The 25,954-nt window shown below is 33.4% G+C and carries 21 protein-coding genes and 1 riboswitch; of the genes, 3 read left to right on the forward strand and 18 right to left on the reverse strand.

Annotated features, from left to right (window positions below; genetic code table 11):
- Window positions 1–37: 37 nt before the first annotated feature.
- Entirely contained in the window at window positions 38–1,426 is a 1,389-nt protein-coding gene (gene fumC, locus I6760_RS05635; protein ID WP_196593480.1) for a class II fumarate hydratase, read from the reverse strand.
- Between the two features lie 445 nt (window positions 1,427–1,871).
- Window positions 1,872–2,231: a helix-turn-helix domain-containing protein gene (locus I6760_RS05640; protein ID WP_196593481.1), complete on the reverse strand. Its 360-nt coding sequence runs from the start codon at window positions 2,229–2,231 to the stop codon at window positions 1,872–1,874.
- Window positions 2,232–2,903: 672 nt separating this feature from the next.
- Between I6760_RS05640 and I6760_RS05645 the strand changes: the two genes are divergently transcribed.
- Window positions 2,904–5,816 (forward strand): EAL domain-containing protein, encoded by a 2,913-nt coding sequence (locus tag I6760_RS05645; protein WP_196593482.1) that lies wholly within the window; start codon window positions 2,904–2,906, stop codon window positions 5,814–5,816.
- A gap of 61 nt (window positions 5,817–5,877) precedes the next feature.
- On the opposite strand, the gene I6760_RS05650 is transcribed toward I6760_RS05645, so the two are convergent.
- From I6760_RS05650 to I6760_RS05665, 4 genes are all read right to left on the reverse strand, one after another.
- Complete coding sequence (locus I6760_RS05650) at window positions 5,878–7,455, reverse strand: ClC family H(+)/Cl(-) exchange transporter (protein WP_196593483.1); 1,578 nt, start codon at window positions 7,453–7,455, stop codon at window positions 5,878–5,880.
- A gap of 67 nt (window positions 7,456–7,522) precedes the next feature.
- The gene (locus I6760_RS05655; protein ID WP_196593484.1) at window positions 7,523–8,269 is read right to left on the reverse strand and encodes a GDSL-type esterase/lipase family protein; all 747 of its coding nucleotides are present in this window, start codon (window positions 8,267–8,269) and stop codon (window positions 7,523–7,525) included.
- Window positions 8,270–8,658: 389 nt separating this feature from the next.
- Window positions 8,659–9,828 carry an MFS transporter gene (locus I6760_RS05660; protein ID WP_196593485.1) on the reverse strand — a complete coding sequence of 390 codons (1,170 nt, stop codon included), beginning with the start codon at window positions 9,826–9,828 and terminating at the stop codon, window positions 8,659–8,661.
- A gap of 51 nt (window positions 9,829–9,879) precedes the next feature.
- Entirely contained in the window at window positions 9,880–10,353 is a 474-nt protein-coding gene (locus I6760_RS05665) for a MarR family winged helix-turn-helix transcriptional regulator (RefSeq protein WP_231036109.1), read from the reverse strand.
- A 202-nt stretch (window positions 10,354–10,555) separates the two neighbouring features.
- On the opposite strand from I6760_RS05665, the gene I6760_RS05670 reads away from it, so the two are divergent.
- Together I6760_RS05670 and I6760_RS05675 are read left to right on the forward strand one after the other, a co-directional pair.
- A complete protein-coding gene (locus tag I6760_RS05670; protein WP_196593487.1) occupies window positions 10,556–11,137 on the forward strand; it encodes a TetR/AcrR family transcriptional regulator in 582 nt (193 codons plus the stop codon).
- Window positions 11,121–12,368 (forward strand): multidrug efflux MFS transporter, encoded by a 1,248-nt coding sequence (locus I6760_RS05675; RefSeq protein ID WP_231036111.1) that lies wholly within the window; start codon window positions 11,121–11,123, stop codon window positions 12,366–12,368. The genes I6760_RS05670 and I6760_RS05675 overlap by 17 nt, the downstream gene beginning before the upstream one ends.
- Window positions 12,369–12,493: 125 nt before the next feature.
- On the opposite strand, the gene I6760_RS05680 is transcribed toward I6760_RS05675, so the two are convergent.
- The 12 genes from I6760_RS05680 to I6760_RS05730 form a co-directional block, all read right to left on the reverse strand.
- Window positions 12,494–15,124 carry an efflux RND transporter permease subunit gene (locus tag I6760_RS05680; RefSeq protein ID WP_330997946.1) on the reverse strand — a complete coding sequence of 877 codons (2,631 nt, stop codon included), beginning with the start codon at window positions 15,122–15,124 and terminating at the stop codon, window positions 12,494–12,496.
- Window positions 15,106–15,627 carry an efflux RND transporter permease subunit gene (locus I6760_RS12830; RefSeq protein WP_330997947.1) on the reverse strand — a complete coding sequence of 174 codons (522 nt, stop codon included), beginning with the start codon at window positions 15,625–15,627 and terminating at the stop codon, window positions 15,106–15,108. Before I6760_RS12830 ends, I6760_RS05680 begins: the two co-directional genes overlap by 19 nt.
- Window positions 15,624–16,874: an efflux RND transporter periplasmic adaptor subunit gene (locus tag I6760_RS05685; protein WP_196593488.1), complete on the reverse strand. Its 1,251-nt coding sequence runs from the start codon at window positions 16,872–16,874 to the stop codon at window positions 15,624–15,626. Before I6760_RS05685 ends, I6760_RS12830 begins: the two co-directional genes overlap by 4 nt.
- A gap of 480 nt (window positions 16,875–17,354) precedes the next feature.
- Window positions 17,355–17,627, reverse strand: a complete 273-nt coding sequence (locus tag I6760_RS05690) for a type II toxin-antitoxin system YafQ family toxin (protein WP_196593489.1) — start codon at window positions 17,625–17,627, stop codon at window positions 17,355–17,357.
- Window positions 17,620–17,889, reverse strand: coding sequence for a type II toxin-antitoxin system RelB/DinJ family antitoxin (locus tag I6760_RS05695; protein WP_196593490.1), 270 nt, complete (start codon window positions 17,887–17,889; stop codon window positions 17,620–17,622). Before I6760_RS05695 ends, I6760_RS05690 begins: the two co-directional genes overlap by 8 nt.
- A 366-nt stretch (window positions 17,890–18,255) precedes the next feature.
- Window positions 18,256–20,040: a methyl-accepting chemotaxis protein gene (locus I6760_RS05700; protein ID WP_196593491.1), complete on the reverse strand. Its 1,785-nt coding sequence runs from the start codon at window positions 20,038–20,040 to the stop codon at window positions 18,256–18,258.
- Between the two features lie 257 nt (window positions 20,041–20,297).
- The gene (locus tag I6760_RS05705) at window positions 20,298–20,849 is read right to left on the reverse strand and encodes a glutathione peroxidase (protein ID WP_196593492.1); all 552 of its coding nucleotides are present in this window, start codon (window positions 20,847–20,849) and stop codon (window positions 20,298–20,300) included.
- A gap of 22 nt (window positions 20,850–20,871) precedes the next feature.
- Complete coding sequence (locus tag I6760_RS05710) at window positions 20,872–21,477, reverse strand: nitroreductase family protein (protein WP_196593493.1); 606 nt, start codon at window positions 21,475–21,477, stop codon at window positions 20,872–20,874.
- 35 nt (window positions 21,478–21,512) lie between these two features.
- Window positions 21,513–22,988: an aldehyde dehydrogenase family protein gene (locus I6760_RS05715; protein ID WP_196593494.1), complete on the reverse strand. Its 1,476-nt coding sequence runs from the start codon at window positions 22,986–22,988 to the stop codon at window positions 21,513–21,515.
- A gap of 541 nt (window positions 22,989–23,529) precedes the next feature.
- Window positions 23,530–23,904 carry a desulfoferrodoxin gene (locus I6760_RS05720; protein WP_196593495.1) on the reverse strand — a complete coding sequence of 125 codons (375 nt, stop codon included), beginning with the start codon at window positions 23,902–23,904 and terminating at the stop codon, window positions 23,530–23,532.
- A 79-nt stretch (window positions 23,905–23,983) separates the two neighbouring features.
- Complete coding sequence (locus tag I6760_RS05725; protein WP_196593496.1) at window positions 23,984–24,799, reverse strand: family 1 encapsulin nanocompartment shell protein; 816 nt, start codon at window positions 24,797–24,799, stop codon at window positions 23,984–23,986.
- 35 nt (window positions 24,800–24,834) lie between these two features.
- On the reverse strand, window positions 24,835–25,197 hold the full coding sequence (locus tag I6760_RS05730; protein ID WP_196593497.1) for a demethoxyubiquinone hydroxylase family protein: 363 nt from the start codon (window positions 25,195–25,197) through the stop codon (window positions 24,835–24,837).
- A 236-nt stretch (window positions 25,198–25,433) separates the two neighbouring features.
- A riboswitch (cobalamin riboswitch) is annotated at window positions 25,434–25,611 on the forward strand.
- Window positions 25,612–25,954: the final 343 nt, after the last annotated feature.

Here is a 25,954-nt window from a genome sequence, read left to right on the forward strand (position 1 = left end):
AGTATTTATAACACATTGGTATATATAAAATTTTTCTTTATTCTTCTGGTTTTATCAACCGCTGCGGATTCATATAAAAATCAAAATCCTTTTCTGATACATAGCCTAATGATAGAGCAGCTTCTTTTAACGTAATATTTTCTTTAGCCGCCTTTTTACCTATTTCTGCAGATTTATCATATCCAATCAATGGTACTAATCCTGTAACTAATATCAATGAATGTTTCAAATGATCTTCAATTCTTGACAAGTTAGGTTTGATTCCTACTGCACATTTATGATTAAATGAATTTATTGAATCACTTAAAAGTCTTATACTCTGAACCATATTGTACGCAATTACCGGCATAAATACGTTGAGTTGGAAGTTTCCCTGACTGGCCGCAAAACCAACAGTTGCATCATTACCCATTACCTGGGCAGCAACCATAGTAACTGCTTCAGCCTGTGTAGGATTTACTTTCGAAGGCATTATGGAACTGCCCGGTTCATTCGCCGGTATGGTTATTTCACCAATACCGCATCTAGGACCACTTGCAAGCCAGCGGACATCATTGGCTATTTTCATTAGATCTGCTGCCAATGCTTTCAATAAACCATGCACAGCTGCCAATTCTGATTTACTTGAAAGTGCCTGAAACTTATTCGGTGCTGTAACAAAATTTTCCCCTGTAAGATGGCTGACTTCAACTGCAACTCTTTCCGCAAATTCTGGATGAGTATTTATGCCTGTACCAACGGCAGTACCACCCATAGCCATATAATGAATAAATTCTATGCCGCTGTTTAAAATCTCCCGATCTCTTTTTATTATACCAGCCCAGCCGCTTATTTCCTGTCCAAGCGTTAATGGAGTTGCATCCATGAGATGTGTACGGCCAATTTTTATAATATCAGCAAACTCAGTTGCCTTTTTATCCAGTGTTACAATAAAATTATCCATTGCCGGGAATAAATATTTTTTTATCATTGTAAGAGAAACTACATGAAGTGCCGTAGGAAATATATCATTCGAGCTTTGAGAATGATTTACATGGTCATTAGGATGAACTTTTATATCATGCCCTTGTTCATGCAGTATCTGCATCGCACGATGTGCTATAACTTCATTCATATTCATATTAAATTGTGTACCACTGCCTGTTTGCCATACAGCTAAAGGAAAATTCTCATCCAATTTCCCTTCATTAATTTCATCACACGCCTTTATAATAGCGTCAACGCGTTCTTTATCAACTAATTTTAAATCAAGATTAACTTTTGCAGCCGCACGCTTTAACCGTGAAAACACACGAACAAGCTCCATTGGTATTTTTTCTATCCCTATTTTAAAATTTTCATAGCTTCTTTCGGTCTGTGGTCCCCACAACTTATCACATGGAACCTTGACTTCACCAATAGAATCTTTTTCAATACGATACTGCATACACAATTCCCCCTGCTAATTATTATTTGTCTGAAAATAAATATACAGTTTAAATATAGACACTTCATTTTTTATTGTATTCAGCAAAACGTGGTTATTACATTACATAATATGAATAATACGACTGGTGTTCTACATAAAAAATAGTATATTATTGATATTCATTTTCATCTATAACAGTTCTATATAATTAATCATAGTCCCTGCCACTATTGCATGAATTACTTTAATTATATTCTATATATTATATTACTCTTATTTTTTTATAAATAAAAGCTGAATTTTTAATATGCATTATCAACTATTTGAAAATACTATTACTGCGTATATATATATTTGAATCAGTTACTTGACTTGTTTTTGTATTTATTTAATAATTTCTATAATTATTATTTTTGCTTTTATGCCATTTTATCCAGTTTCGCAAACCACGGGATAAAAACACTCACTTTTTTTCATCTTCACCAACAGCTTTCTTTTTTGTCTTCAAATAATTTAAGTACTGTCCTATTTCTGCGTTAATCTCATCATCAACAGAGAGAATATCATTAATTAAGTTTTCCTTTAATGACGATATATTCTGTTTATTAATACAATTATCATCATTTCCCATAAGATAATCGATACTTACCTTATAAAATTTAGCTAATAAAATAATCGTATCCATATCGGGTTCATTTCTGCCGGTTTCGTAATGATTGTATTTTGTATAACCGATGTTAAGTCTTTTTGCCGCTTCTTTTTGTGTTAATCCCATTTTTTTACGAACCTCTTTAAGCCTATATGTAAATCGGCTCTTCAGCATAATCCCCCCTCCCCACAATTGAAAGTTTAAGCTACATATTGTAGAAAAACAATTGAATCTATTAAATGTATACTTTCGATTGACGGTTTTATATTTATGGGCTATTATTTAATTAATGTTATACATTATGTAGATATTTTTTTTACTTTGATTATCAATATATTCGTTAAAAAAAATAATTAAATTGTTAAATTTTATATATATATTATTTTTTTATATTAATTATATTTATAATATATTTTGTCCTTAAATTTTATATGCAATAAACAAATAAACATAAAAAACAAAACTTTAATTCTGTATCTATTTACTAAATAAAAAGAGGAATTTTTATAAAAAAGTATAATAGATATAAGATAAACTATTAATAATATATGTTATAGTAGTTCTTGGTAATAATATATATGTAGAACATTAAAAATATTTTAGTATAACTTGATATAGTGATAATTTTGTTTCAAATAAATATTATTTGTTTTTTTCATCTTTAAGCATAAGTAAAAATAATTAAGTCTATAATTAAAATTTCCAAAACTAAAAATTTGCTGCCAGCAATAAGCTTATTACATAAAGACCTAATTATTATTTGCTTTGAATTATGAGAACAACTGTACTATAATTTATTATTTTCTAAAATATTGCTATATCAACTAATGAAAGTTGAGGTATTTTATGACAGCAAACAATTTACTTACTTTGACTAAAAAGCTTATTAATAAATTTTACAGTTCAGGAAATTTTGACAATATACTTTCATTAATGGATGAAACTACTGTTGGTTTTAGCTCTCACTTTTTTAAATATTCCATAGGGAAAAAAGACTTAATTTCTTTTTTCCAACAGGAATATAAACATCTTTCACCATGCAGAATAGTAGATAATTATCTTTCTGAAAAATATTCCAAGGATGATAAACACACTATTAAAAGTGATATTATCCTTTATGTAGAAAAAATCCATGCTCTAAAATATTATCGTATTTTAATAATGTACAAAACGGTAGACAACTGCATACATATATATGGCATACATATTTTAGAAAGTGCAAATGAAAATTTTATGAACTTTAACCATTTGCATAAAATTAATAACAATGACGTAAACATACCAAACATAACAAACTTTCATGATAAAAGTATTAGACAGGCCCGCTTAATTTATACAATAGGCCGTAATAATTCTATTCAATTTTATGATAATGAATTTTCTAAAATGCTGGGCTATTCACCTAATGATATTCTAACTACAATGAAAGATTTAATTTATGATGCTGATTTAAAAAATGTACATACTAAACAACAGCATCAGCTAACTCAAAATGATACTTACCAGCTAAAATACAGATTAAAAACAAAGTCAGGTTTTCCCGTATATATTATTGAATCAGGCTACAAACTCATTGCTGAAAATAATACTTTTATCTTGAACAGTATTATCATTGATGTTAGCCCGTTAAAAGAAATAAATGATTACTTTGTTTCCTGTCTGTTTTATGACAATCTTACAGGTATATATAATAAAGAAACTTTTTATAAACAAACTCACTATGTAATAATAGAAAATGACAATATTCCTTTTGAGCTCATGTGTATAGATATTGAACGTTTTAAAATAATAAATGAAGTCTTTGGTAAAAAAACAGGCAATAACTTACTAATACAAATAAGTGAATTTTTAAAACATGCTCAGATCGACTTCTTAGTTTATGGCAGACTATATGCTGATAAATTCATTTTATGTTATCCGGCACAAAACAATAATAGAAATTTTTTTATTAATTCCCTAAAAAATATTGCTTCAAACTTTAAATCCAATTATAAAGTAATTTTATGTTTTGGTATTTATTCTATAACTGATAGAAATATATCTGTAAGTGTAATGTGCGATAAGGCTAATCTTGCCTTAAAAAAAGTAAAGGGACATTATATTGTACCTTATGGTAAATATGATGAAAAAATGCATCAAATATTAATAAATGAACAATCTTTTGTTAATGATATGAATTTTGCCTTAATTAATAATGAATTTACTTTTTATCTACAGCCAAAATATGAAATGAATACAAAAAAAATTCTAGGTGCTGAAGCTCTAGTACGTTGGATTCACCCTACAAAAGGATTTATCGGCCCTGATAAGTTTATCCCCATATTTGAGCAAAATGGCTTTATTCTACAGCTGGATAAATATATATGGGAAGAAGTATGTAAGCTGCTTAAAAAGTGGCACGACAATAACATGCCTCTTTATCCCATCTCTATAAATATTTCTCGTATAGACCTTTATAGCGATAATCTTGTGAGTTTTCTTGATGCACTTGTAAAAAAATATGATATCCCACCTCACTTTCTTGAGCTGGAACTTACTGAAAGTGCTTATATAAATAATGCTGAGCAAATAATTACAATAACCAAGGAATTACAATCAATTGGCTTTATAATATTAATGGACGATTTTGGCAGTGGCTTTTCCTCTCTTAATATGTTAAAGGACGTAAATGTCAATGTTTTAAAAATAGATTTAAAATTTTTACAGGGAACAGACCAATCCAGTCGTAGTGGTAAAATATTAAATTCTATTGTTCACATGGCCAAAACAATTAACCTCCCAGTCATTATAGAAGGAGTCGAAACGCAGCAGCAGGCTGAATTTCTGCGCTCTATAGGCTGTAATTGGGCCCAAGGTTATTATTATTCCAAGCCACTTTCCGTTGATGACTATGAAGCTATCATTTCTAAAAGTGATTACAAAACATGTATTACAAATACAACTACACCAGGAAAAACTGTAAATATAGAGGAATTTTTTAATCCCAATACTAAATTCAACCTATTATTCAACAGCATGACCTGTGGTATTGGTATTTATGAATATTCCACCGATGGTCTACAGATACTGCGCGCTAATGATAGTTATCTCAACATGTTCAACTATGATTTAGAAACTTTTTATAGCGTAAATAGACATATCCTTAATTCTATTCATAAAGAAGACCAGCATATATTTTTACAATCAATAGAAAAAACATGCCAAAAAGATATTGTTACACAATGTTATATCAGACGCTATACCAGTGATCAACATCTGCTGTATCTGCATCTTCACATAAGTCGCATCGTTAAAGAAAAAGAATATTGCCTATTATACATTTCTATAGAAAGTTATTCCCAATTCGATAATGACAACTTTATCAAAACGCATGTACTTTTGGATAATATACCAGCCGCTTTTTGCATATATGAGTTATGCGGCAATGACTTTTATCTGCGGCAGACCAGCAGACAGCTTTCCTATATGACCGGCTGCACACCACAAAAACTCATGATGCTCACCAATAGTAATATTAATGAACTTTTTGATAAAAAAAGCCTGATTTTATTAAAAAAGGCTATTGACTACTCTTGCAGTAAAAATATAACTGTACATGTTAAACATCTTCTTAAAACTGTTGATGAAGGTGAGCTGACAATAATTTCCTCTATTAATGCCCGTAAAACAAAAGCAGGTAATTTAATCTGTTATGCCTATTTAAAAAAAGCTTCTTCTAAAATAACATTATTCAATGACCTTTATCCCTTAGATAAATAATATAACAGATATAAATTTTGTCAAAAAAACCTTCTATAATTTAAAATAGAAGGTTTTTTATTTAATGTGTAAGCTCTTTTTCTGCCAATAAATTCTGCAATGTTTCTATCTGATTATTATATGCTAGTATATATAAATAATCCCCTGCCTGCAATCTTGTTTCTCCATCTGGAACGAATTCTTCTTCACCACGTTTAATGTTAATTACCAAACTGTGTTTTGGCCATTCAATAGATTTTATACACTTTGTATCAGCAAAGCTCCCATTACCGACAACTCTTTCTAGTATCACTCGTTTATAACTAAGTGCTTCTTTTACTTTTTTATTTTTCTTCAAGGAACGGCTTAAAAGCGCATCATAAACAGCCTGCCCACCTATCATATCCATTACTACATATGCTGTCATAGACACAAAAATCAAGGCCAGCATATGCTGGAAGGAACCAGTCATTTCCATTATAAGTATACTTCCCGTTATAGGTGCTTTTACCACTGCAGCAAAATATGCTGCCATAGCAAATACTATAAAATTAGCTGCATAAATAGAATCTATAAGTCCTAATGATAAAGCTGCATAGCTAAAAACACTACCAGCTACTGCACCTAAAACAAGCATAGGAAGAAAAATTCCGCCTGGAACGCCCGAACCAAATGATAACGTTGTAAAAATAAATTTACCTAAATATAAAACGATTAAAAACAGTATTCCATAGTGTTCACGTACTAAAACATCTACTAACTGGTTCCCACCGCCTAAAACCTGAGGCAGTACAAACCCCAAAACAACAGCTAAAAATAAGGGCAGTGCTGGTTTCCACATTTTTTTCAATATTTTTTGCTTATCAAACCAATCCATCATCCAAAACAATAAATAATTAAAACCATATCCTAAAAAACCAATAAAAACCCCTAACAACATCAACAACCCATACATATGCAGTGGCAAAATATGTAAATTTCCAATATGAAAAACTGTACTGCCACCTAAAAATATATCTATCATTGCTGTAGCAGCAACAGATGCGGCTGCTGTTCCCATAAGAACTATGGGAGAAAAATTTCTGTATAATTCTTCAAAACCAAATATAATCCCCGCCAATGGAGCATTAAATGCGGCAGCCAAGCCTGCACAAGCTCCACTTGTCAATAAAAAACGTTCCTCCATGCGCGAACGTCTTCTTCCCCTACTTACGCCCTGTGCTAATGCTGCGCCTAACTGCACACTAGGGCCCTCACGTCCTAGTGAAAGACCTGAGCCAATAGCTATAACGCCCCCTACAAATTTAGCTATCAACACACTGAACCAATGCATATGCATACGCCCAAGAAGTATTCCTTTTATCTGCGGAATACCACTACCAGAAGAAAGAGGTTCCTTTTTTACTATAAAATACAATAAATAGGAAAACAACAACATGAGTAAACAATATAAAACAACATACTGCCAATTATCCCATGTAAAATACCGATATAATATCGGCCGCAACTTATCGGAACCTTCTAATATCCATCTATATGCTGATACGACAATTCCAGTAATTACTCCTATAAAGCTTCCCTCAAGGCACAGTCTTAACCTAAAATGACGAGGGTCTTCAAATGCGCTTGCTGCCTTTAATATACTATTTTTACTCACCATAACTTATCTCCCATCAGGGAAAAACCACCTCTTTTGCCATAAAACAGCAATTGTATTTTATATGATATTATGACTTTACATATTTTTGTATTTGATTACGCCAAACCTTATATCCCTTTTCATTAAAATGAAGTCCGTCTATAGTATATTGAGCAGGTAACCTGCCATCACTTCCTGTAAATGGTCTTGTAATATCGAGATATGGATCATTATATTTAGCAGCCAGTTTTTTTATCTGCACATTCAACAATTTAATATTCTTATTAGTTCTCAAATAAACTGAGGGAAAAATTTTATCGTTAAAAGGAAAAACACTTTCTACATATATTTTTGTATCAGGCAGATTTTTGTGCAAAAGGTATAAAATACGATCATAATTTTCTACTGTTTTTGTTATAGAGCGATTATAACAAAGATCATTAGTTCCTATCATAAGAAATATCTTAGGTGGATTCAGCTCTATAATCTGCTCCAATCTGTTCAAAACTCCCAGTGTAGTATCACCGCCAATGCCACGATTTACAACATTCTGTCCTGGAAACAATCTTTCCCAGTTCCCTTCATCTGTCATACTATCTCCTAAAAATACAATTGGCCTCGGTTTATGTGGTTCTATCATAAAATACATTTTACGAAGACGGTAATGTAGACTTAAATATGCCGGAGTATCAGGTCCACGCCCGATGTCGTTAATGTCTGAGTTCCATCTTTTTTGTGTGCGTTTCCATCCACCCTGCATAGAAACTGCCGCTGCCACCGCCATTATACAGATCAAAATAAGATATATTTTTCGTTTTAAAAATATGTTTTTCATATAGCTCCTCCCTTTTTAATAACTATTTTACCAAATAGAGACGCATTTAATTTAAGTATTAAATTAATTTAATACTTATGCACTATTAACAAATATTATTATTATTGCAATCTCTATTATAAATTTAGCGAATAATTATATTTTAACATAAAATCACTTGAATTTTACAATTACTTTTTCGCAAATTTGCTATTTATATACCTATTACCAATTACCATAAATTTTTCCAGCATACATTTTCTCTTCATTTAAAATATTTTACTAATTGAATCTAGCAATAAGTCATTTTTATTATATTCTATAAACCTATTTTTACTGCAAAAAAATTGTGGTGGAATATTACCAATTCCATCACAATTTCACCTGAAAGATCATATACGCTACTTTATCTAAACACCCTTATTTACCTTAGGAAGAAAAAATGTTGCCATTGCTCCTAATATGGCAATAATTACAATAAGCTGCATAACCGCTGTTAACCCATAATTATCAGCAAACCACCCCAATGAAGGGACAACAACACCTCCTACACTAAAAGAAAGTCCCAATGTAACACCAGAAGCAAACCCAATATTTTTTGCTAAATAAGTTTGTCCTAAAACAACATACGAACTATAAGAAGCATACATAGCAAACCCCATAGGAATAAGCAGCAGATAAACTATAATAATATTTTTGCTCATTAATACCGCGCACAAAAAAAACACTAGGGCAATCATGCAATATTTTATTACTCTGATATAACCAAACCGATCAGCTAACACTCCACCGATAAGTGTTGTCGCTACTCCAATAAGAGCAAGTATAGTAAGTGTAGAACTCCCTACTGCATTTGACTGCAGTAAAATATGTATACAGTAAAGTGGTAAAAAACTTTGTATTGCACAAAATACTATTGACCGGCAAACAATAACAATAGTTAGACGGGAAAATGCATGCCAGTCATTTTTCCCTGATGTAGTGTTGCCTTCTTCTATACAGAACTTATCCTGTACGAAAAATGTTTCCGCAGCCTGTTTCAGCTTAGGCATAAAGAAAAACAGTGCTGTCCCCATGAATAGGGAAATAATTGTAAAGACAGCCGTCCCCTGCATTCCCCAAAAACTTACTAAAGCAACTGCCATAAGTGGTCCTATGCCAAAGCCACCATTTCCCCCTACAGAAAAAATACTCATCCCCAATCCTTTTTTATCACCAGAAACTTTATTCACAAAACGTGCTGCTTCAGGATGAAAAATAGCACTGCCTATTCCCATACAAGTAACAGCAGCAAAAATTGACCAATAATTACTCATAAAACCTGTCATACCCAGAGAAATCCCACTAAGTAAAACTCCAAACGCCATGAACCAGGGACGTGAAACTCTATCGGCAAGATAACCAAAGGCTGGCTGTACTATTGATGATAAAAAACTAGCAGCAAACATTAAGCCCGCCACTGCTTTATAATCCATACCATAATACGAAACAAAAAATGGCAGCAATGCCGGCAGTGCACCAGAATTGATATCACAACACAAATGTGACCCTGCTAAAAAATATAAATATTTATTTCTCATTGTTCTTGCTCTTCCTCTTCTATGCGTTTATATTATTTCTAATGTACTATTTTATTTATTTTTTAATTCTGTCTTGCATAAAATTTCCCATGACTTTACTAATTTAGTCAAAATTTTACAAAGTGACTCAAACTCGGTATCAGAAAGTATTGCAAACATTTTATTAAGAAATTTTAAATGTGCTGCATGATAGATTAATGATGTTTCCCTTCCCTTTTTTGTTAGTCTTACTATAATTTTTCTTTTATCATCAAGACATGTAATTTTTTCTATATATTCATTTTTCACTAATTTGCCTAGCAGTTCACTCAAAGACCCCGGCCTGATCGCCAGCTTTTCCGCTAGTTCATTCTGCCGTATCGCTCCATATTCAGATAAAAAACGAATTACCCGGCTTTGTCCCGGCGGCAGGAGAAGATTATCATTCACATGATAAAAAAAACGTTCACGGAGACTGCTTAAACGATGAATCATCATATGCAGTTCATTTAATTTTTCTTCTTCCATAATAATTATTCTCTCCATATAAATATAGTGACAATAGCTATATTTTACTTTTTTATAAGGTACCTAACGATTTTATTATCACACCATGACAATGATCTGTCAACAAGATAATTTTATTGACAACTTACTATGTAAGTTTTATGATGTATTTAGTAAGCTATATATTTTCTCTCTTACACATAGCTCTATCAAATTAGTTTTATATTATGGAGTAATGTTTATGCGCAATAAATTAACTACAGAAATATTGGTAAAAACAGCTGCCCACATAGCCGATAATGATGGACTTGATACTGTAACCTTAACCAAAATTGCTGAAAAATTGAATATAAAAAAACAATCATTATATAATCATATCGACAGTCTAGCTCACTTAAAATGTGAGCTCGTTATTTATGCCAATCTGCATTTAAAACAGTATCTTGTTGAAGCTGCTATTGGTAAATCCAAGGATGATGCCGTTTTAAACATTGCTGAAGCATATAGGCAATTTGCTCACCATTTTCCTGGACAATATCAAGCTATTATTTCCATCGCCTGGGAATGTAAAAGTAATGATAAGTTTAAAGCTGCTACCGTAAATCTCATGGATGTATTATCTAAAGTTTTTTCCCAGTATGATAATCTCCACGATGAAAATCTTATTCATGCAGTAAGAGGATTGCGTAGCGTTATGCATGGTTTTGTTTCCCTCGAAACATCCGGCTGGTTTCACAATCCTGTCGATAAAGAAAAAAGCTATCTATTATTAATTCAGGCATTTATTAACGGTATTTCTTCTATTAATGATAAAAATATTTAAAGCAGGTGTTACATTGGAAAATTGGAAACGAAATTTATTTATCTGCTGGCTAGGATCATTCGCAACTACATCAGCCCTGAGCCAGATCGCACCTGTACTGCCTCTTTTTATAAAAAATCTGGGTATGCATGATATGGCTCAAATAGAAACCTGGTCAGGTATTGCTTTTGGCAGTACCACATTTGTAATGGCATTTTTTTCACCCTTTTGGGGGAAATTAGCTGATAAATACGGCAGAAAACCTATGCTTTTGCGGGCTAGTCTAGGCATGGCAATAGTCGTTGGCAGTATCAGTTTAGTTAATTCTGTTTATCAGCTCGTGGGACTGCGTATCTTAATGGGTACTATTTCCGGTTTTAATTCTGGTGCTATAACCTTAATAGCTACACAAACACCTGAAAATAAAGCTGGCTGGGCATTAGGTACATTATCAACAGGTACTATAAGCGGTATGCTTTTGGGTCCGCTTATGGGTGGGTATCTAGTAGAACTCTTAGGTATACGCAGTATATTTATTGTGATGGGTTTATTCTTACTCATTGCCTTTTTTTTGACACTTTTTTTCGTTCAGGAAGATTTCACTCCACCCCAAAAAGCACTTATGTCTTTTGGTAATATCTGGCACATTTTACCTGATAAGACCCTAATCATTGGAATGTTTATAACAACGTTTATTATACAAGCTGCCCTTTTTTCTATAGAACCTATAATTACAGTTTATATATCATCTCTAGCTCCGCAAACAGAACATCTTGCCTTTATCTCGGGGCTGGTATTCGCTTCCTCGGGTTTTTCCAGCATACTTGCCGCTCCATTGCTAGGACGATTATCTGACCGAATTGGTGCACATAAAATTATTTTGGCATCTCTTATCTGTGCAACTATTTTATTTATCCCCCAGGCTTTTGTAAAAAATGAATGGCAGTTAATGGGACTGCGATTTCTGATAGGTATCCCTACAGGTGCTATGCTGCCATCCATCAATACCATATTAAAACAAAATATTCCGCCTGAAATTGCCGGCCGCATGTTTAGCTATAATCAGACAGCCCAATTTCTTGGTGTATTTTGTGGTTCTGTCTTAGGTGGACAAATTGCTGCCCATTCTGGTATACGTAACTTATTCTTTTTTACCAGTTTTTTATTATTTGTAAATTTAATTGGTGTCCGCGAGTTTATTTATAAACGAGCCGATGATAAATTCACCCATACTATTTCTCATTCTATGTAAAACTAATATAACGGAACCGCTAACGCATAATTAAATTAAGCATACACTTTCTCATTGCTCCTAGTAAATATTAAAAGCATTGTGTAATATTTATAAAAATACTGCGTGCAACAGCCCCGTTATTTTCATTTTTTAATGTTTCCAGAGTTTAGCCATCTGTCTAAAGGGGAAAAATTTTTTTTTACAGAAAGCTTCTTTTTCGTAAAATATACAAACACTAATGGTATTACTATTAACGTAAAAAATGTTGATGATAATAATCCTCCAATTACTACCCAAGCCATACTTACTCTTGTTTCAGAACCCGGTGTCATTGCCAATGCTGTCGGCAGCATACCCGTAACCATTGTTATTGAAGTCATAAAAATAGGCCTTATCCGTGTTTTTGCTGCTTGTATCACGGCAGCTTTAGCCTCTTGCCCTCTATGCATAAGCGTTAATGTGTAATCAAGCAGTAACGTACCATTTTTAGCAACTAAACCGTCCATAACTAATATTCCTAATAATGAATAGAGATTAATTGTATTCCTTGTCACAGCTAAAAAGAAAAAAGCACCAATCAATCCAAAAGGCAAGGAAAGCATTCTTATAAGCGGCGTTGACAATGATTCATACAAAACTGCCAGCAATATATATACTAAAAGCAATGATAATAATATTGCCTGCCCCATCTGAGAAAAAGTATCCTTCATATTATCAGCTTGTCCAATAAATCTATAGCTTACATCTTTCCCTAAGTTTTCTTTTGCCAACCTCTGTGAAATTGTACTTAATATGTCCTGCATAGATTTATCATCATCAATATTAGCAGAAATATTGATAGATTCCTTTTTATCAACTCGCCGTAACATTACTGGTCCAGCATCATATTTTACTGCAGCAATTTCCCCCAGATCCACCATACCGGTAGAGGTACTCACTGGAATAGATCTTATATCAGACGGCGTAAAACCATCACTTCCCTTAAGCCGCACATATATATCAGTATCCTGATAATCATTATTGGGATCATTTGCCAGATATCCTGCCAAAGAACCTGCTATAGCTCCAGAAAACACATTCTGAACGTCATTTGCCGTTGTATTAAAGTACTTTAATTTATCGCGATCAACAATAAGACGTAATTCTGGTGCTCCTTCTGTATAAGAACTGCGAACATCTTTTATTCCATTTATTTCATTTAAAGTATCCTGCACTATGTTAGATGCTTTTACTGTATTTTGTAAATTATTACCGCTTACTTCTATTTGTACTGGTGATTTATTTCCACCACCGGTTCCTGTTCCACCCGACACACCAGGCATAGAATTTTCAGTAGCGGTTACTTGTACCACAGCTTCCGGAAACTTCTTTTTTAAATAACTACGTACATGATCACATACCTGCCATACACTTATACCACGCTGACCTTTATCAACAAGCTGAACACTAATCCTCGCATAATTACCTGCTGGCTGTCCGACGCTTGATAGATAATTTTTAACTTCTGGCTGCTTCATCAAATAATTTTCTGCCTGCATTACCTTTCCATTTGTAGTATCTATATTTTGCCCCACTGGGAATTGCATAGATACTCGAAAACCACCCTCATCTGTCTTTGGCATATATTCACCGCCAATAATTCCCAGTGGATAATATAAGCTTATTGATAATAAAAGTAAAACTATCACTGCTGCTATAATTTTTTTAGTATTAAAAAAACTCCATTGTAATATTTTATCATAATGTAATATAACTTCATTACCTATTTTCGTTAAAAACCCCCATAACTTTCCAGACGGTGGACTTTCTACTCCATTCTTATAAAACCGTGATGCCAGCATTGGTGTAAGCGTAAATGATACTGCTAACGAGCAAAGTGTTGCAAAAACAATAGTCAGACCAAACTGTCGAAAAAATTGACCAGTCATCCCATTCATAAAAGCAATTGGCATGAAAACAACCACATCACATAAAGTAATAGCTATTGCCGCTGTACCTATTTCGTTTCGCCCATCTTCTGCTGCCTGCTCTGATGTTTTTCCCTTTTTCAAATGTCGATGTATATTTTCCAGCACAACTATAGAATCATCGACCAATATCCCTACACATAATGACATTCCCATTAATGACAACATATTAAAAGTAAACCCAGCTACATACATCATAAAAAAAGTCGTTATCAACGATGTTGGTATAGCTATAAGAACTGCCATTGTGGATCGCCAACTGCGCAGGAATAAGAAAAGCACTAATCCTGTGGTAAATAAACCTTCCATCAATGCTTCTAAAGTATTATGTAGAGCATCCTGTACATAAGTAGCGGAATTTGTTACTACCACGAATTGATAATCGGGATAGTCTTTTCTCAATTGATCCAATTGAGTCAAAACGGCTTTTGATGTTTCTACAATATTAGCATTGCTGTTTTTATATACGGATAGAGATACAGCATCCTGTCCATTAGTTCTTGCATAACGCGTAACACGCTTATCCTGTTCCTGTACATTAGCAACATTTGATAATGAAATAGCTGCGCCCTTATTATTGCGAACATAAATTGATGCCAATTCCGCCGGTGATTTATATTTTGCCGTCAGGCGAACATTGGTTTCTGTTTGTTTTCCATATACAGAACCAGCTGGTGCCAAAACATTTTCCTGCTTTATTTGGGAAATTATCTGTGCTAAAGACAAGCCAAAATATTTTAATTTATCTTTATCTACATTAACTGCTATTTCTTTATCTCTACCACCATCTACTTGTATATCAGACACTCCGCCCGCTGCAGACGTTCTACAAAAGTATCATTCGCCACAGTATAGACTTCTCCCAGTGGTTTATTAGATAATACCGATATTTCCATAATTGGCAATGCATCAACATCTCTTTTTAAAACAGTAGGTGTTTGTATTCCAGTCGGCAGCTTATTCAAGACACTATTGACATACTGACTGGTATCAATAGCCGCTGCATCAATATTAGTCCAGAATTGAAACTCTAATGTAATTTGTGCCTTTTCTGGTCTGGCTACAGCTGTCATATGCTTCAAATTAGTTAATGATGACAATGAATTTTCCAAAGGCTTAATTACATCTTGTTCTATTTCCTCTGAATCAGCACCAGGATAATTGACAGTTACTGTTACATACGGTATATTGATCGCTGGCAACAGCTCCACACCAATCTTGTAAAAACTAAACAATCCCAATACAACAAAAAATAATACGATCATGGAAATACCAATAGGTTTTTTTATACAGTACCGTGTGATATTCACGTTGCATCACTCCCGTCAATAAGAGGATTCACTTTAAGTCCGGTGCGCAAACGGGCAAGATTATCAATTGCTACCCTTTCTCCTACTGTTAGTCCACTTATTATCTGAGTATCTTCATCACCTGAAATTCCCACGGCTACTTCTTTCTGCTGTACTACATTATTACTGCCAATTATATAAACATAATTTTTCCCATTTTTAGCAATTATGGCCGCCTTAGGAACAGCAATAACATTACTGCCTAAAACACTTTTAACCAATGCCCGGGCAAACATTCCACCTTTTAAAAGATTATCCGGATTATCAAGTGACACCCGTAAAACATACGTCATCGATGTCGAATCTATAGATGGACTTATATATATTATGCTGCCCTTAACACTTTGACTTAGTGATTCAATATTGACATCAACCGGCATTCCCATTGAAAAAGCTGGCAGATCCTGCTCTGAAACCTGATAGTCAACATACATCGTACGATTATTATATACACTTAAAAGTTTCTGTCCGGCAGTTACCACATCGCCAGCTTCTACCTGTCTGTAGCCTATTATTCCATCCGCCGATGATGTCAAATACATATCATTTTCCTGTTTTTGTGCTATTAATAATGTACTTCTTGCTTTTGCCATATTTTCCTTAGCAGACACTATGGAAGAAGCTTGTCCATTACTCATCTGATCTTCTATTGCCGCTAAATTAGCCTTAGCATCTTCCATTTGCTGTCGGGATGCATCCATATCATCAGCAGAAATACCTCCTACCTCATAAACTTTTTCATTACGCTGATATGTCATTTGAGCTTTATCATAATCAGCCCTTGCTCTGCTATAATTGGCATTAAGCTGTACTTCAGCTGTCTGAGCATCTGCAGCTGCTTGATTATATGCATGCCTATCTGCATCTACAGTAAGTGCTGCATCACCAACATCTTCCTTTATTAAAACCTGTCCTGCTTTAACAACTTGTCCAAGTGCAGCACCAACATATTCTATTTTTCCTGGATATTTAGCAGCTATATCAATTTGTTCCTTTGGTACTGTATGTCCTACTAATGATATGTTTTTTACAAGATCTTTTTTACTTACACTAACAATATGTACTGCTGTAACAAGTTTTTTATCGTGTATACCCTGTCTTTGATAGAGCAATTTATATGCTCCTCCAAGCAGTATTACTAATATCATAAGACTTCCTATAACAATAAGACGTTTATTTTTTGATTTTATTACATTCCTGATATGCATATAAATTTCCGCCTTTTAAATAATTAATATACTACTGCTAATAATTTATTTTTCTTTGAAAAGCATTATATTTTACACAAAACATCACTTCCCAAACAAATTTTTATGACTATTTTCTATTCCCTATCTGCCCATTTTATCCTTTATATTTTTTATATTATATTCCTATTTATAATCTTATTTGTTACAATTCTATGTCAGAATAAATTTTTATATCAAACTCGTATTAATAATATATAGTAATATCAATAGATAGAATTTTCTACTATTTTAGTCATGATCTCCAGTAAACCGGAGGCTTGTTCTAGCCTTGGAAGGGCATATTACTAACATGCGCCCCTCAAGCGGCGTCCGAAAGGTCTAATTAAGTATTTACAGAATATATGCTATAAGAAAAAAGAACATTAAAAAATAAAATTATTAAAGAGAAAGGGACTGTGACAAAATGATTTCTCATTTTGTCACAGTCCCTTACGAAGATTAAAACAAATCACTATGTGTACCTGTTCTTGATAAGAATAAGACTAACCTATCATTTTGTATCTGATAGATTAATAACCAATCTGGTGAAAGATGGCATTCTCTAAAACCTATATAATCACCAATTAATGCATGATCTCTATATATTGCAGGCAACTCTTTTTGTTCTCGTAATATATTGACTACTTTTTCCAGTCTTTTAGGATCGCAGCCACGTCTTATAGCTTTTTTATAATCTTTCTTAAATCTACTAGATAACCATAAATCAATCATTAAGATAATCCATCATTTCCTTAGTTGATTTAAACGGACCTACCAAATTTTTACCAGCTTTAACATCATCTAATGTTTTTCTGGTTTCAGCATTAGGTACATAGGCTGCTTTTATTTCAAAAGGAATATATCCTCTATTTACCACTTGTCTGGCAAATAAGTTAATTGCTGTAGACATATTTAATCCCATACTTTTTAATACTTTTTCCGTATCTCTTTTTAAATCTTCATCCATTTTTATACTAATTACTTTTTTAGGCATAAATATCTACCTCCTTATATATACATTATATATTAATAGTATATACGATAGCAATATAAAGTATATTTTTGAATAAAAAACATAAATTAATTAAAACTATAAGTTATGTTTTTGTGCTTTTGGTGTTTTTTAATCAAGTATAAAAAATTTATTGTATTCCTCCTTTTAGATAGAAACTATAAATTATAATTTCGTAAATTACAATAGCAAATTGAACACTTTTTTATCCATAATGTTTTTTTTAATCTCATTAAAATATAAAAAATATATAATTTAAAATAGAAAGCGCACTGTATAAAACCCTAAAATCTCATACAGCGCGCTTTCCTATATTTCTCATATTTTAAATTCAGTAGATCGATTCATTTATATTTTAAACTTACTTATTGCATTTTGTAATTCCTGCGCCATTTTAGCTAAAGCCCTGCTCGAATCGGCAATTTCATTCATGGATGCTGTCTGTTCTTCTGTCGCGGCAGAAACATTTTCTGCCTCTGAAGAAACACTCCGACTCATAGAATCCATTTGCGTAACTGATTCCGCTATATTTTCTGTTCCCCTTGCCAATCCAGCTGCTATTTTTTCCATACTCACTGATTGTTTATCTATTTGTGTTACCATATCTACAATAACGCCAAAAGTACCCCCTGCATTGTCTACGGCTTTTACACCAGACTCAACCTGATCGACACCCTGCTGCATTACATCAACTGCATTTTGTGCTTCTGTTTGAATAGTTCCTATAAGCTGCGCTATCTCCGATGCAGCCGACTGTGACTGCTCCGCAAGTTTTCTGACTTCTTCAGCCACTACAGCAAATCCTTTACCATGTTCACCAGCACGTGCTGCTTCAATAGCCGCATTTAATGCTAAAAGATTTGTCTGCCCAGCAATATTTGCAATAGTATCGACTATTACACCTATTTTTTTCGATTCTTCACCTAACCCGGCTATTACATCTGCAGATTTACCTACCGATTCCTTCATAGACTTCATTTTCTCAACTGCTGCATAAACTTCCTTATTTCCTTTTATAGCTGATTCATTGGTCTGTTTAACTTTTTTACCTGATTCTTCCATTGTGCTCATAAATTGCTGCATTTGCCCAGAAAAATTATTAGTTTGCTTGGTAGCACTATCAACTGCAGTAAATTGATCATTACATAAATGAGCTACATTTACCATTGAATCAGCAACTTGATTGCTCGCTGTAGCCGACTGTTCTGCACTAGAAGTCAATTCTTCTGATGAAGCTGCCAGATATTCAGAAGACTCCGCAATTTTTTTCAACAATTCTTTAACATTATCTCGCAATGTCTGTAATGCCTTGCCCATTGTCCCCAGCTCATCTTTACGGCTTAATATCTTTCCCTCAATAGTTTCGTTAAAGTCACCTGTAGCCAGTACATGCATTTTCTTAGTCACAAATTCAATTGGCGTAGCTATAACCTTACCGATATAAATTGCTACACCAATAAGTATAAGTTGTAATATAAGCATATAGATAATAACTCTTACAATATTATCTTTAAGTCCTTGATCCTCTACTTTTTCTTTTTGTGCTACCTTATCATCAATATAGTCAATCCATTTACCTGTACCCAGCACCCATTTATATGGTTCAAAAGCTAAGGAATAATTTCGTTTAGGTAAAGGTGTAGTTTCATTAGGTTTAGGAAACATTAAATCCGTATATCCACCACCCGGTTTACGTCCGTTCTCAATTATTTCTCTTATATAGTGTCTTCCCTTTGGATCTACTGCATCCATACGGGATTTCCCCTCAGTAGAGCGTCCCAACAAAACTACATTTATTCCATCATATGTATCTATCCAATAATAACCTTTACCATTATCATAGCGCATTTGGCGAACAAGTGAAGCTGCTTGAGTTTCAGCTTGCTGCTGTGTTAATAAACCCGCCTGCTGTTTCTCATATACACTTTGGACAACACTCACCGCCATCTGAGTTTGCATTTTCAGTTCATGATCCACACTATCTGATAATGTCTGGCGATATTCTTTGATATGTTCATTACTGTTTTGCACCATGTTATAGATAAAAAAACTACCTATACAGATTATTGTAACAATAGAAACTGCTACGATAACAATTGTTAATCTTACTTTAATAGAATGTAAATTTTTCATATGTAAAGCCTCTTTCCTTGTGGCAGCTGCTGTAATAATAACTATTATTGTATATATTCTCTATTCTCTAATATTTTCCTTTATTTATAAAAAAATATGTATACAAGTATATATTACTGCATTTATATGCAATAAAACAGCAGGTAGTCAATGCATAGCAGTATTTATATGAAAAGTTGCCTTATCACCAAACTGCCTTATATTAACTACCTGCTATATATTACATTTCTTAACACAAAGTTACAATCTACCTGATATTACTCTTTTAATAAAGCTTCTATTTTTTCTGTCATTTGTGCTGGAGTAGTAGTAGGTTCATAACGGCCAACTACTTCTCCTTTTTTATTTATAAGAAACTTGGTAAAATTCCATTTTATAGAATCACCTTCCATAAACGAAGGGAAATTAGTATTTATCGCATCCTGCAGTCCCTTAGCATTTGGATGATTATTATCAAACCCTTTAAACGGCTGTTGTTTTATCAAATATTTAAATAACGGCTGCGCTGTTTCTCCCCGAACATCACCCTTAGCAAAAATAGGAAATGAAACACCATAATTAAGTTTGCAGAATTGTTCTATTTCCTGAGCAGTCCCAGGTTCTTGTTTAGCAAACTGATTACTTGGAAAAGCCAATATTGTAAAGCCCTGATCTTTATATTTTGCATAAAGCTGCTGAAGTTCTTCATATTGCGGAGTAAAACCGCATTTACTGGCGGTATTTGCAATTATTAATACTTTGCCCTTGTAATCTGCTAAAGATTTTTCTTTCCCGTGGTTCGTTTTTACTACAAAATCATAAATTGACATATTAGTTCCTCCTTAAATTATATCAAACATCCGGATAAAAAATTTTTACCCGTCTGCTTACCGGCATTTTTTCTATTGCTGCCGGAGCTTGTAATGGTCTACCAAATGGCATCTGAGCAATTAACTTCCAATTCTCCGGTATGGAAAATAAAATTTTTACTTTTTCATCAATAAGTGGATTATAATGCTGTAAATTTACACCCAACCCCATATTAGTCAAGGCTGTCCAAACAGCAAACTGCAGCATACCATTAGCCTGTTGAGCCCATATTGGAAAATTATTTGCATAAGAAGTATATTGCTTCTGCATATCCTGCACTGTCTGAATATCATCAAAAAATAAAACCGTTCCATATGCATTCATGAAACTATTTATTTTTTCTTTTGTCTGAGACCACCGATCCTTGGGCACAATTTCCTGCAAAATTTCCTTTGTTATATGCCATATTGCAGAATGTTTCTTGCCCATTGCCACTACCACTCTGGTAGACTGCATATTAAACGCAGATGGTACTTCTATCACAAGTTTTTCTATTGCAGCAGTAATCTGTGATGGCAGAATCTTAATATCTTTTCCTAAATTATAATTGGTACGACGATTACTTATCGCCTCCTGAAAGCATCTCATATACACAGCTCCCTTCTTTTTCTTTTATAAAAATTTTAGTATAAACCAGCAGGGGATTCATTTATATCAATAAAAATATTTTTTATCTGTGAATAATTTTTTAAAATCATTTTATGGGTTTCTCTGCCAATACCTGATTTTTTATAGCCACCAAACGGAGCATGTGCCGGTAGATTATTATAGTTATTTACCCACATACGCCCTGTTTCTACTGCTCGGGCAACTCTTATTGCCCGATTAATATCTTTTGTCCATACAGCCCCACCTAAACCATATTCACTGTCATTGGCCAGTTTTACCACTTCATCTTCACTATGAAATTTTATAAAACATACTACCGGTCCAAATATTTCTTCCTGTGCCACACGCATATTATTTGTAACATTCCCTAATATGGTAGGTTCCATATAAGCACCATTTTTTAATTTTCCTATATTTATTTTTTTACCACCAGTTATGATTTGAGCACCTTCCTGTTTAGCAATATCCACATAAGTTAATATCTTTTTCAGTTGTCTTTGGCTGATTTGACTGCCCATCATTGTATCTTTTTCCCAGGGCAATCCTATTTTAACAGCTTCAAATTTTTCCTTCACAGCTTGTAAAAATTTATCATATATTGTATCTTGCACAAATATTCTTGATCCAGCACAGCAAACCTGTCCCTGATTGAATAATATTCCCATACAAGCCCCTTCAATGGCCTTTTCCCATGGCATATCATCAAAGAAAATATTTGCTGATTTACCACCTAATTCCAATGTTGCCGGTATAAGTTTATCAGCAGCAGCCTTAGCTACATTATATCCAATTTCTGTTGAACCGGTAAAAGCCAGCTTTCTTATATCAGGATGCTTCAGTATATAATCACCTGTGGTGGATCCCCTTCCTGTCACAATATTAAGAACACCTGCCGGCAAAACATCTTCTATTAATTTACCAAGTGTTAGTACACTTAATGAGGTTTCACTAGAAGGTTTAAATACTATACAATTTCCCGCAGCTAATGCTGGAGCAAGCTTCCATGCTGCCATTAAAAAAGGAAAATTCCAGGGAACAATCTGTCCAACTACACCTAATGGTTCTTCTACTACTATACTCAAAGTATTCTTATCTATAAAAGAAGCTGTCCCTTCCTGCGTTCTTATTGCTCCGGCAAAATATCTAAAGTGATCGCTTGATAAAGGAATATCTATCATACTTGTTTCCCTTATTGGTTTACCATTATCCATACTTTCAATCATCGCAAGTTTATCTTTATTCTTATCTATAATCTCTGCAATTTTCAGTAATATTGTTGAACGCTGTACTGCGCTTGTTTTTTTCCATGTAGGAAAGGCCTTCCATGCTGCCTTTACTGCCACATCAACATCTTTTTTAGATGCATCAGCACAGACTGCTAAATGTTCTCCAGTTGCCGGACAGATACTTTCATATACTTTATCATCTTCTGCATTTTTCCATTCACCGTCAATCCAAAGTTTATATTTATCAGCTAATATCTTTTCCATAATAATACATTCCTCTTTCATTTACTGCCAACTGGCAAACATATGATATCTAAAAACAAATTTCATATAAAATTTACTCTTTATATGAAAAGCATTCTGGACTTCCCACAACTAAAGTCGTGGAGCTCTTCCTTCACCGATAGTTGCGCCAAAAACACGTCTTACATTATCTCCACAGGCTATCCCCGTAGTTCTTACGGTTATTATATATATTTCTATTTAATATTCTTAATCCTTCATTACGAATGTTTATGGCTGCATTTATATCTCTGCCGTGATGAGCTTTACAGTTAAAACGTTACTATTTTTTATAGCTTGGATTGGTCTTATGCCAATCTCTATATGCATATTTCTATACATACTGACTAGTGTGGTGTCTAACTCATGACTAACGTAACGAGTCTGCAACCTTCATTCAGTCAATGATTAATTATTATTATATTACTATGCTATAAAAATTTCAATATATTTTAATTACTATCTACTCAATATATAAAGAAAGAGATTCCCTATGTGAGAATCTCTTTCTTTATATATTACATTAAAAATCTGTTTTCCATAATCCATGTAAATTGCAATATTCATATACTGTGCCACTTTCAGCACCGCAGAATTCAGCCTTAGGTTCTTGTCCAGGTTCTAGAAACTGAAGACGTACACGGGCATCTGCCACAAGCGCAATCCACTGAATATAATGTTCCGGCTGCATTGGATGTAATGTAGAACCAACTGCAACTTTAATCTTACCATCAGTCTTAGTTACTACAGGAACGTGTTTTTCCTGTGCAGCATCTGTTGTGTTAGCAACAAGCTTAGTCATTGGCTGACCACAACAAGTAAGGGTGCCACCGCCATTATTTATAAGAGCTACAATATTACCACATTTTTCGCAACGATAAAAAACAACTTTGTCCATTCTCAATTACCTCCAAAATATTAATTATATAATTTATATAAAGAACTGTTATTTTACAGTAAATATCTATACAGTTCTTTTATTCAAAACGTACAATAGCCTGCGGCCGTTTAATCCTCAACAATAATGTCTCTAACAAGCGAAATTTATGATTAAGTTCGGTCTGTTCTAAATATGCAGTTTTAAGATCCTGTCCAATAACCAAATCCATATTGCGGCTGTCCGCACATACAAGGACCGCTTTTTCTTTTCCTAATGCAGGCGTAATATATATATTTTTATTTAAAAGTTTTTTTACTCTGTCAATTTCCAGCAGTCCTGTTCCCTGCTGTAGCCTTTGCATTTGCAAGAATAAATCCGGACTCAGGGCCAATGAATAAGCACCATATATTCTTTTTTCTACCAACAAATTTATCGCTGCCGCAATATTTACAAAAGCATTTTCTCCAGTAGACCAGTCTGACCGTTCAATTTTATTGGCGCCATCTACACTGAATAAACCATCTATATTGAAGGTATTATCACCAAAGAAAATTAGTCTGTCTTCTTTCAAGGCGCAATTTTCTGCTGCATTAATAGCTTCTGATAAATCAATGGGATAGCCGAAATGAACAGCACTCTGTATATCCTTAGCTGATAAGGTAAAATCAGAATATAGTGTTGGAATTTCAGAAAACTTTCGTCCTAAAGTCATTATCAATCCATTTTTAGCCACTTCATGCAGTTCATCAGCATTATCAATAGTAATATTAGTAACGCCAATTCCTAACGGCCCTAAAACCGAAATAAATCGTCGGCCATGCAAAACCATTTTTGCTGTATTTACAACAGTATCATCTATTTGCTTCCATAATTCCTCACTAAATGGAGCTGACTCTCTGGATAAATAATCCATCAACATTACCCTCCTCGTATTATCTTCATAAAAATTTATTTCATAAGGCTGCCAATAGTAGCTGAAGATATAATATTTGTATTTTTAGCCTTAGTTTCATTTTCCAATTCCTGCAAAAGCTCTTTTACTTCATTTTCGCCAGAAATAAAATGTTCTGCCTCCTGAGGATCAAGAATACGAAGTAATGTCATAAGTTCGCCAACATGCGCTTTTTCTTCATCCCGTATATCAGCTATAACTTTCTTCGCAATTTCATTATCAGTTGCCTGTACATGTGCATCATAAAGATATATTGCTTCCAGCTCCCCAGAAATATCCAAACGAACCGCTTGAATCAATTCTTCCTTAGTTAATTTTCGCTCAACATTTCCCTGAAACGGATTTGCAAAATCAGCCATATTATTATTCCTCCTCTTAGGTTAAGAAAAATTATTTTCCGTTAATAATTATACCATATAACGCATTTCATTTTCAATTAAAAATACAAATTATGCTCCCTAAATTTATTATATTATCAGTGCATACAAATATTTTTATTTTTTCATAAAATAATAAAAATATTTTATCATAAAATAAATATTGTCAAATGTCAAAAGTAAGTATATACTAAATTATATAGAAATTTAGTTATCTAAAATATTATATAGGAATAGGTGCCGCAAGGCTTAATAGGGAAGACCGGTGAAATACCGGCGCGGTCCCGCCGCTGTAACAGGGAGTAATGCTGTATTATGTCACTGGGATTTATCCTGGGAAGGCACAGTTTAGCTATGATCTGAAGCCAGAAGAACTGCCTATTTGACAATCACCGATGACAATATAATTTGTCGAACCTGCGAGCGATAGGAAGGGGATTTCTCGAATACATCCTTTTATTTTTGTTATATGGATTTAGTCGATGGAGCCTTTTGCCTTTTTTTGGCAGAAGGTTTTTATTTTTTACAGACTCTGTAAAATTTTATAATTTATTATTCCATTGATGAGTCTGTGATTTACAAGTGGACTAATAGAAATAAATTTAATTATTTTGTAATATCCATTTTATCACCCCAGTTAAATAAACAGTCATACTTCTACATATGCTTTATTTATCTCCTGATAATGAAAATTACTAGTTTAATATTTTTTATTCTATTAGTCCATTATAATTCGCAT

Source organism: Pectinatus sottacetonis (genome assembly GCF_015732155.1).
In the GTDB taxonomy this organism is placed as follows: domain Bacteria; phylum Bacillota; class Negativicutes; order Selenomonadales; family Selenomonadaceae; genus Pectinatus; species Pectinatus sottacetonis.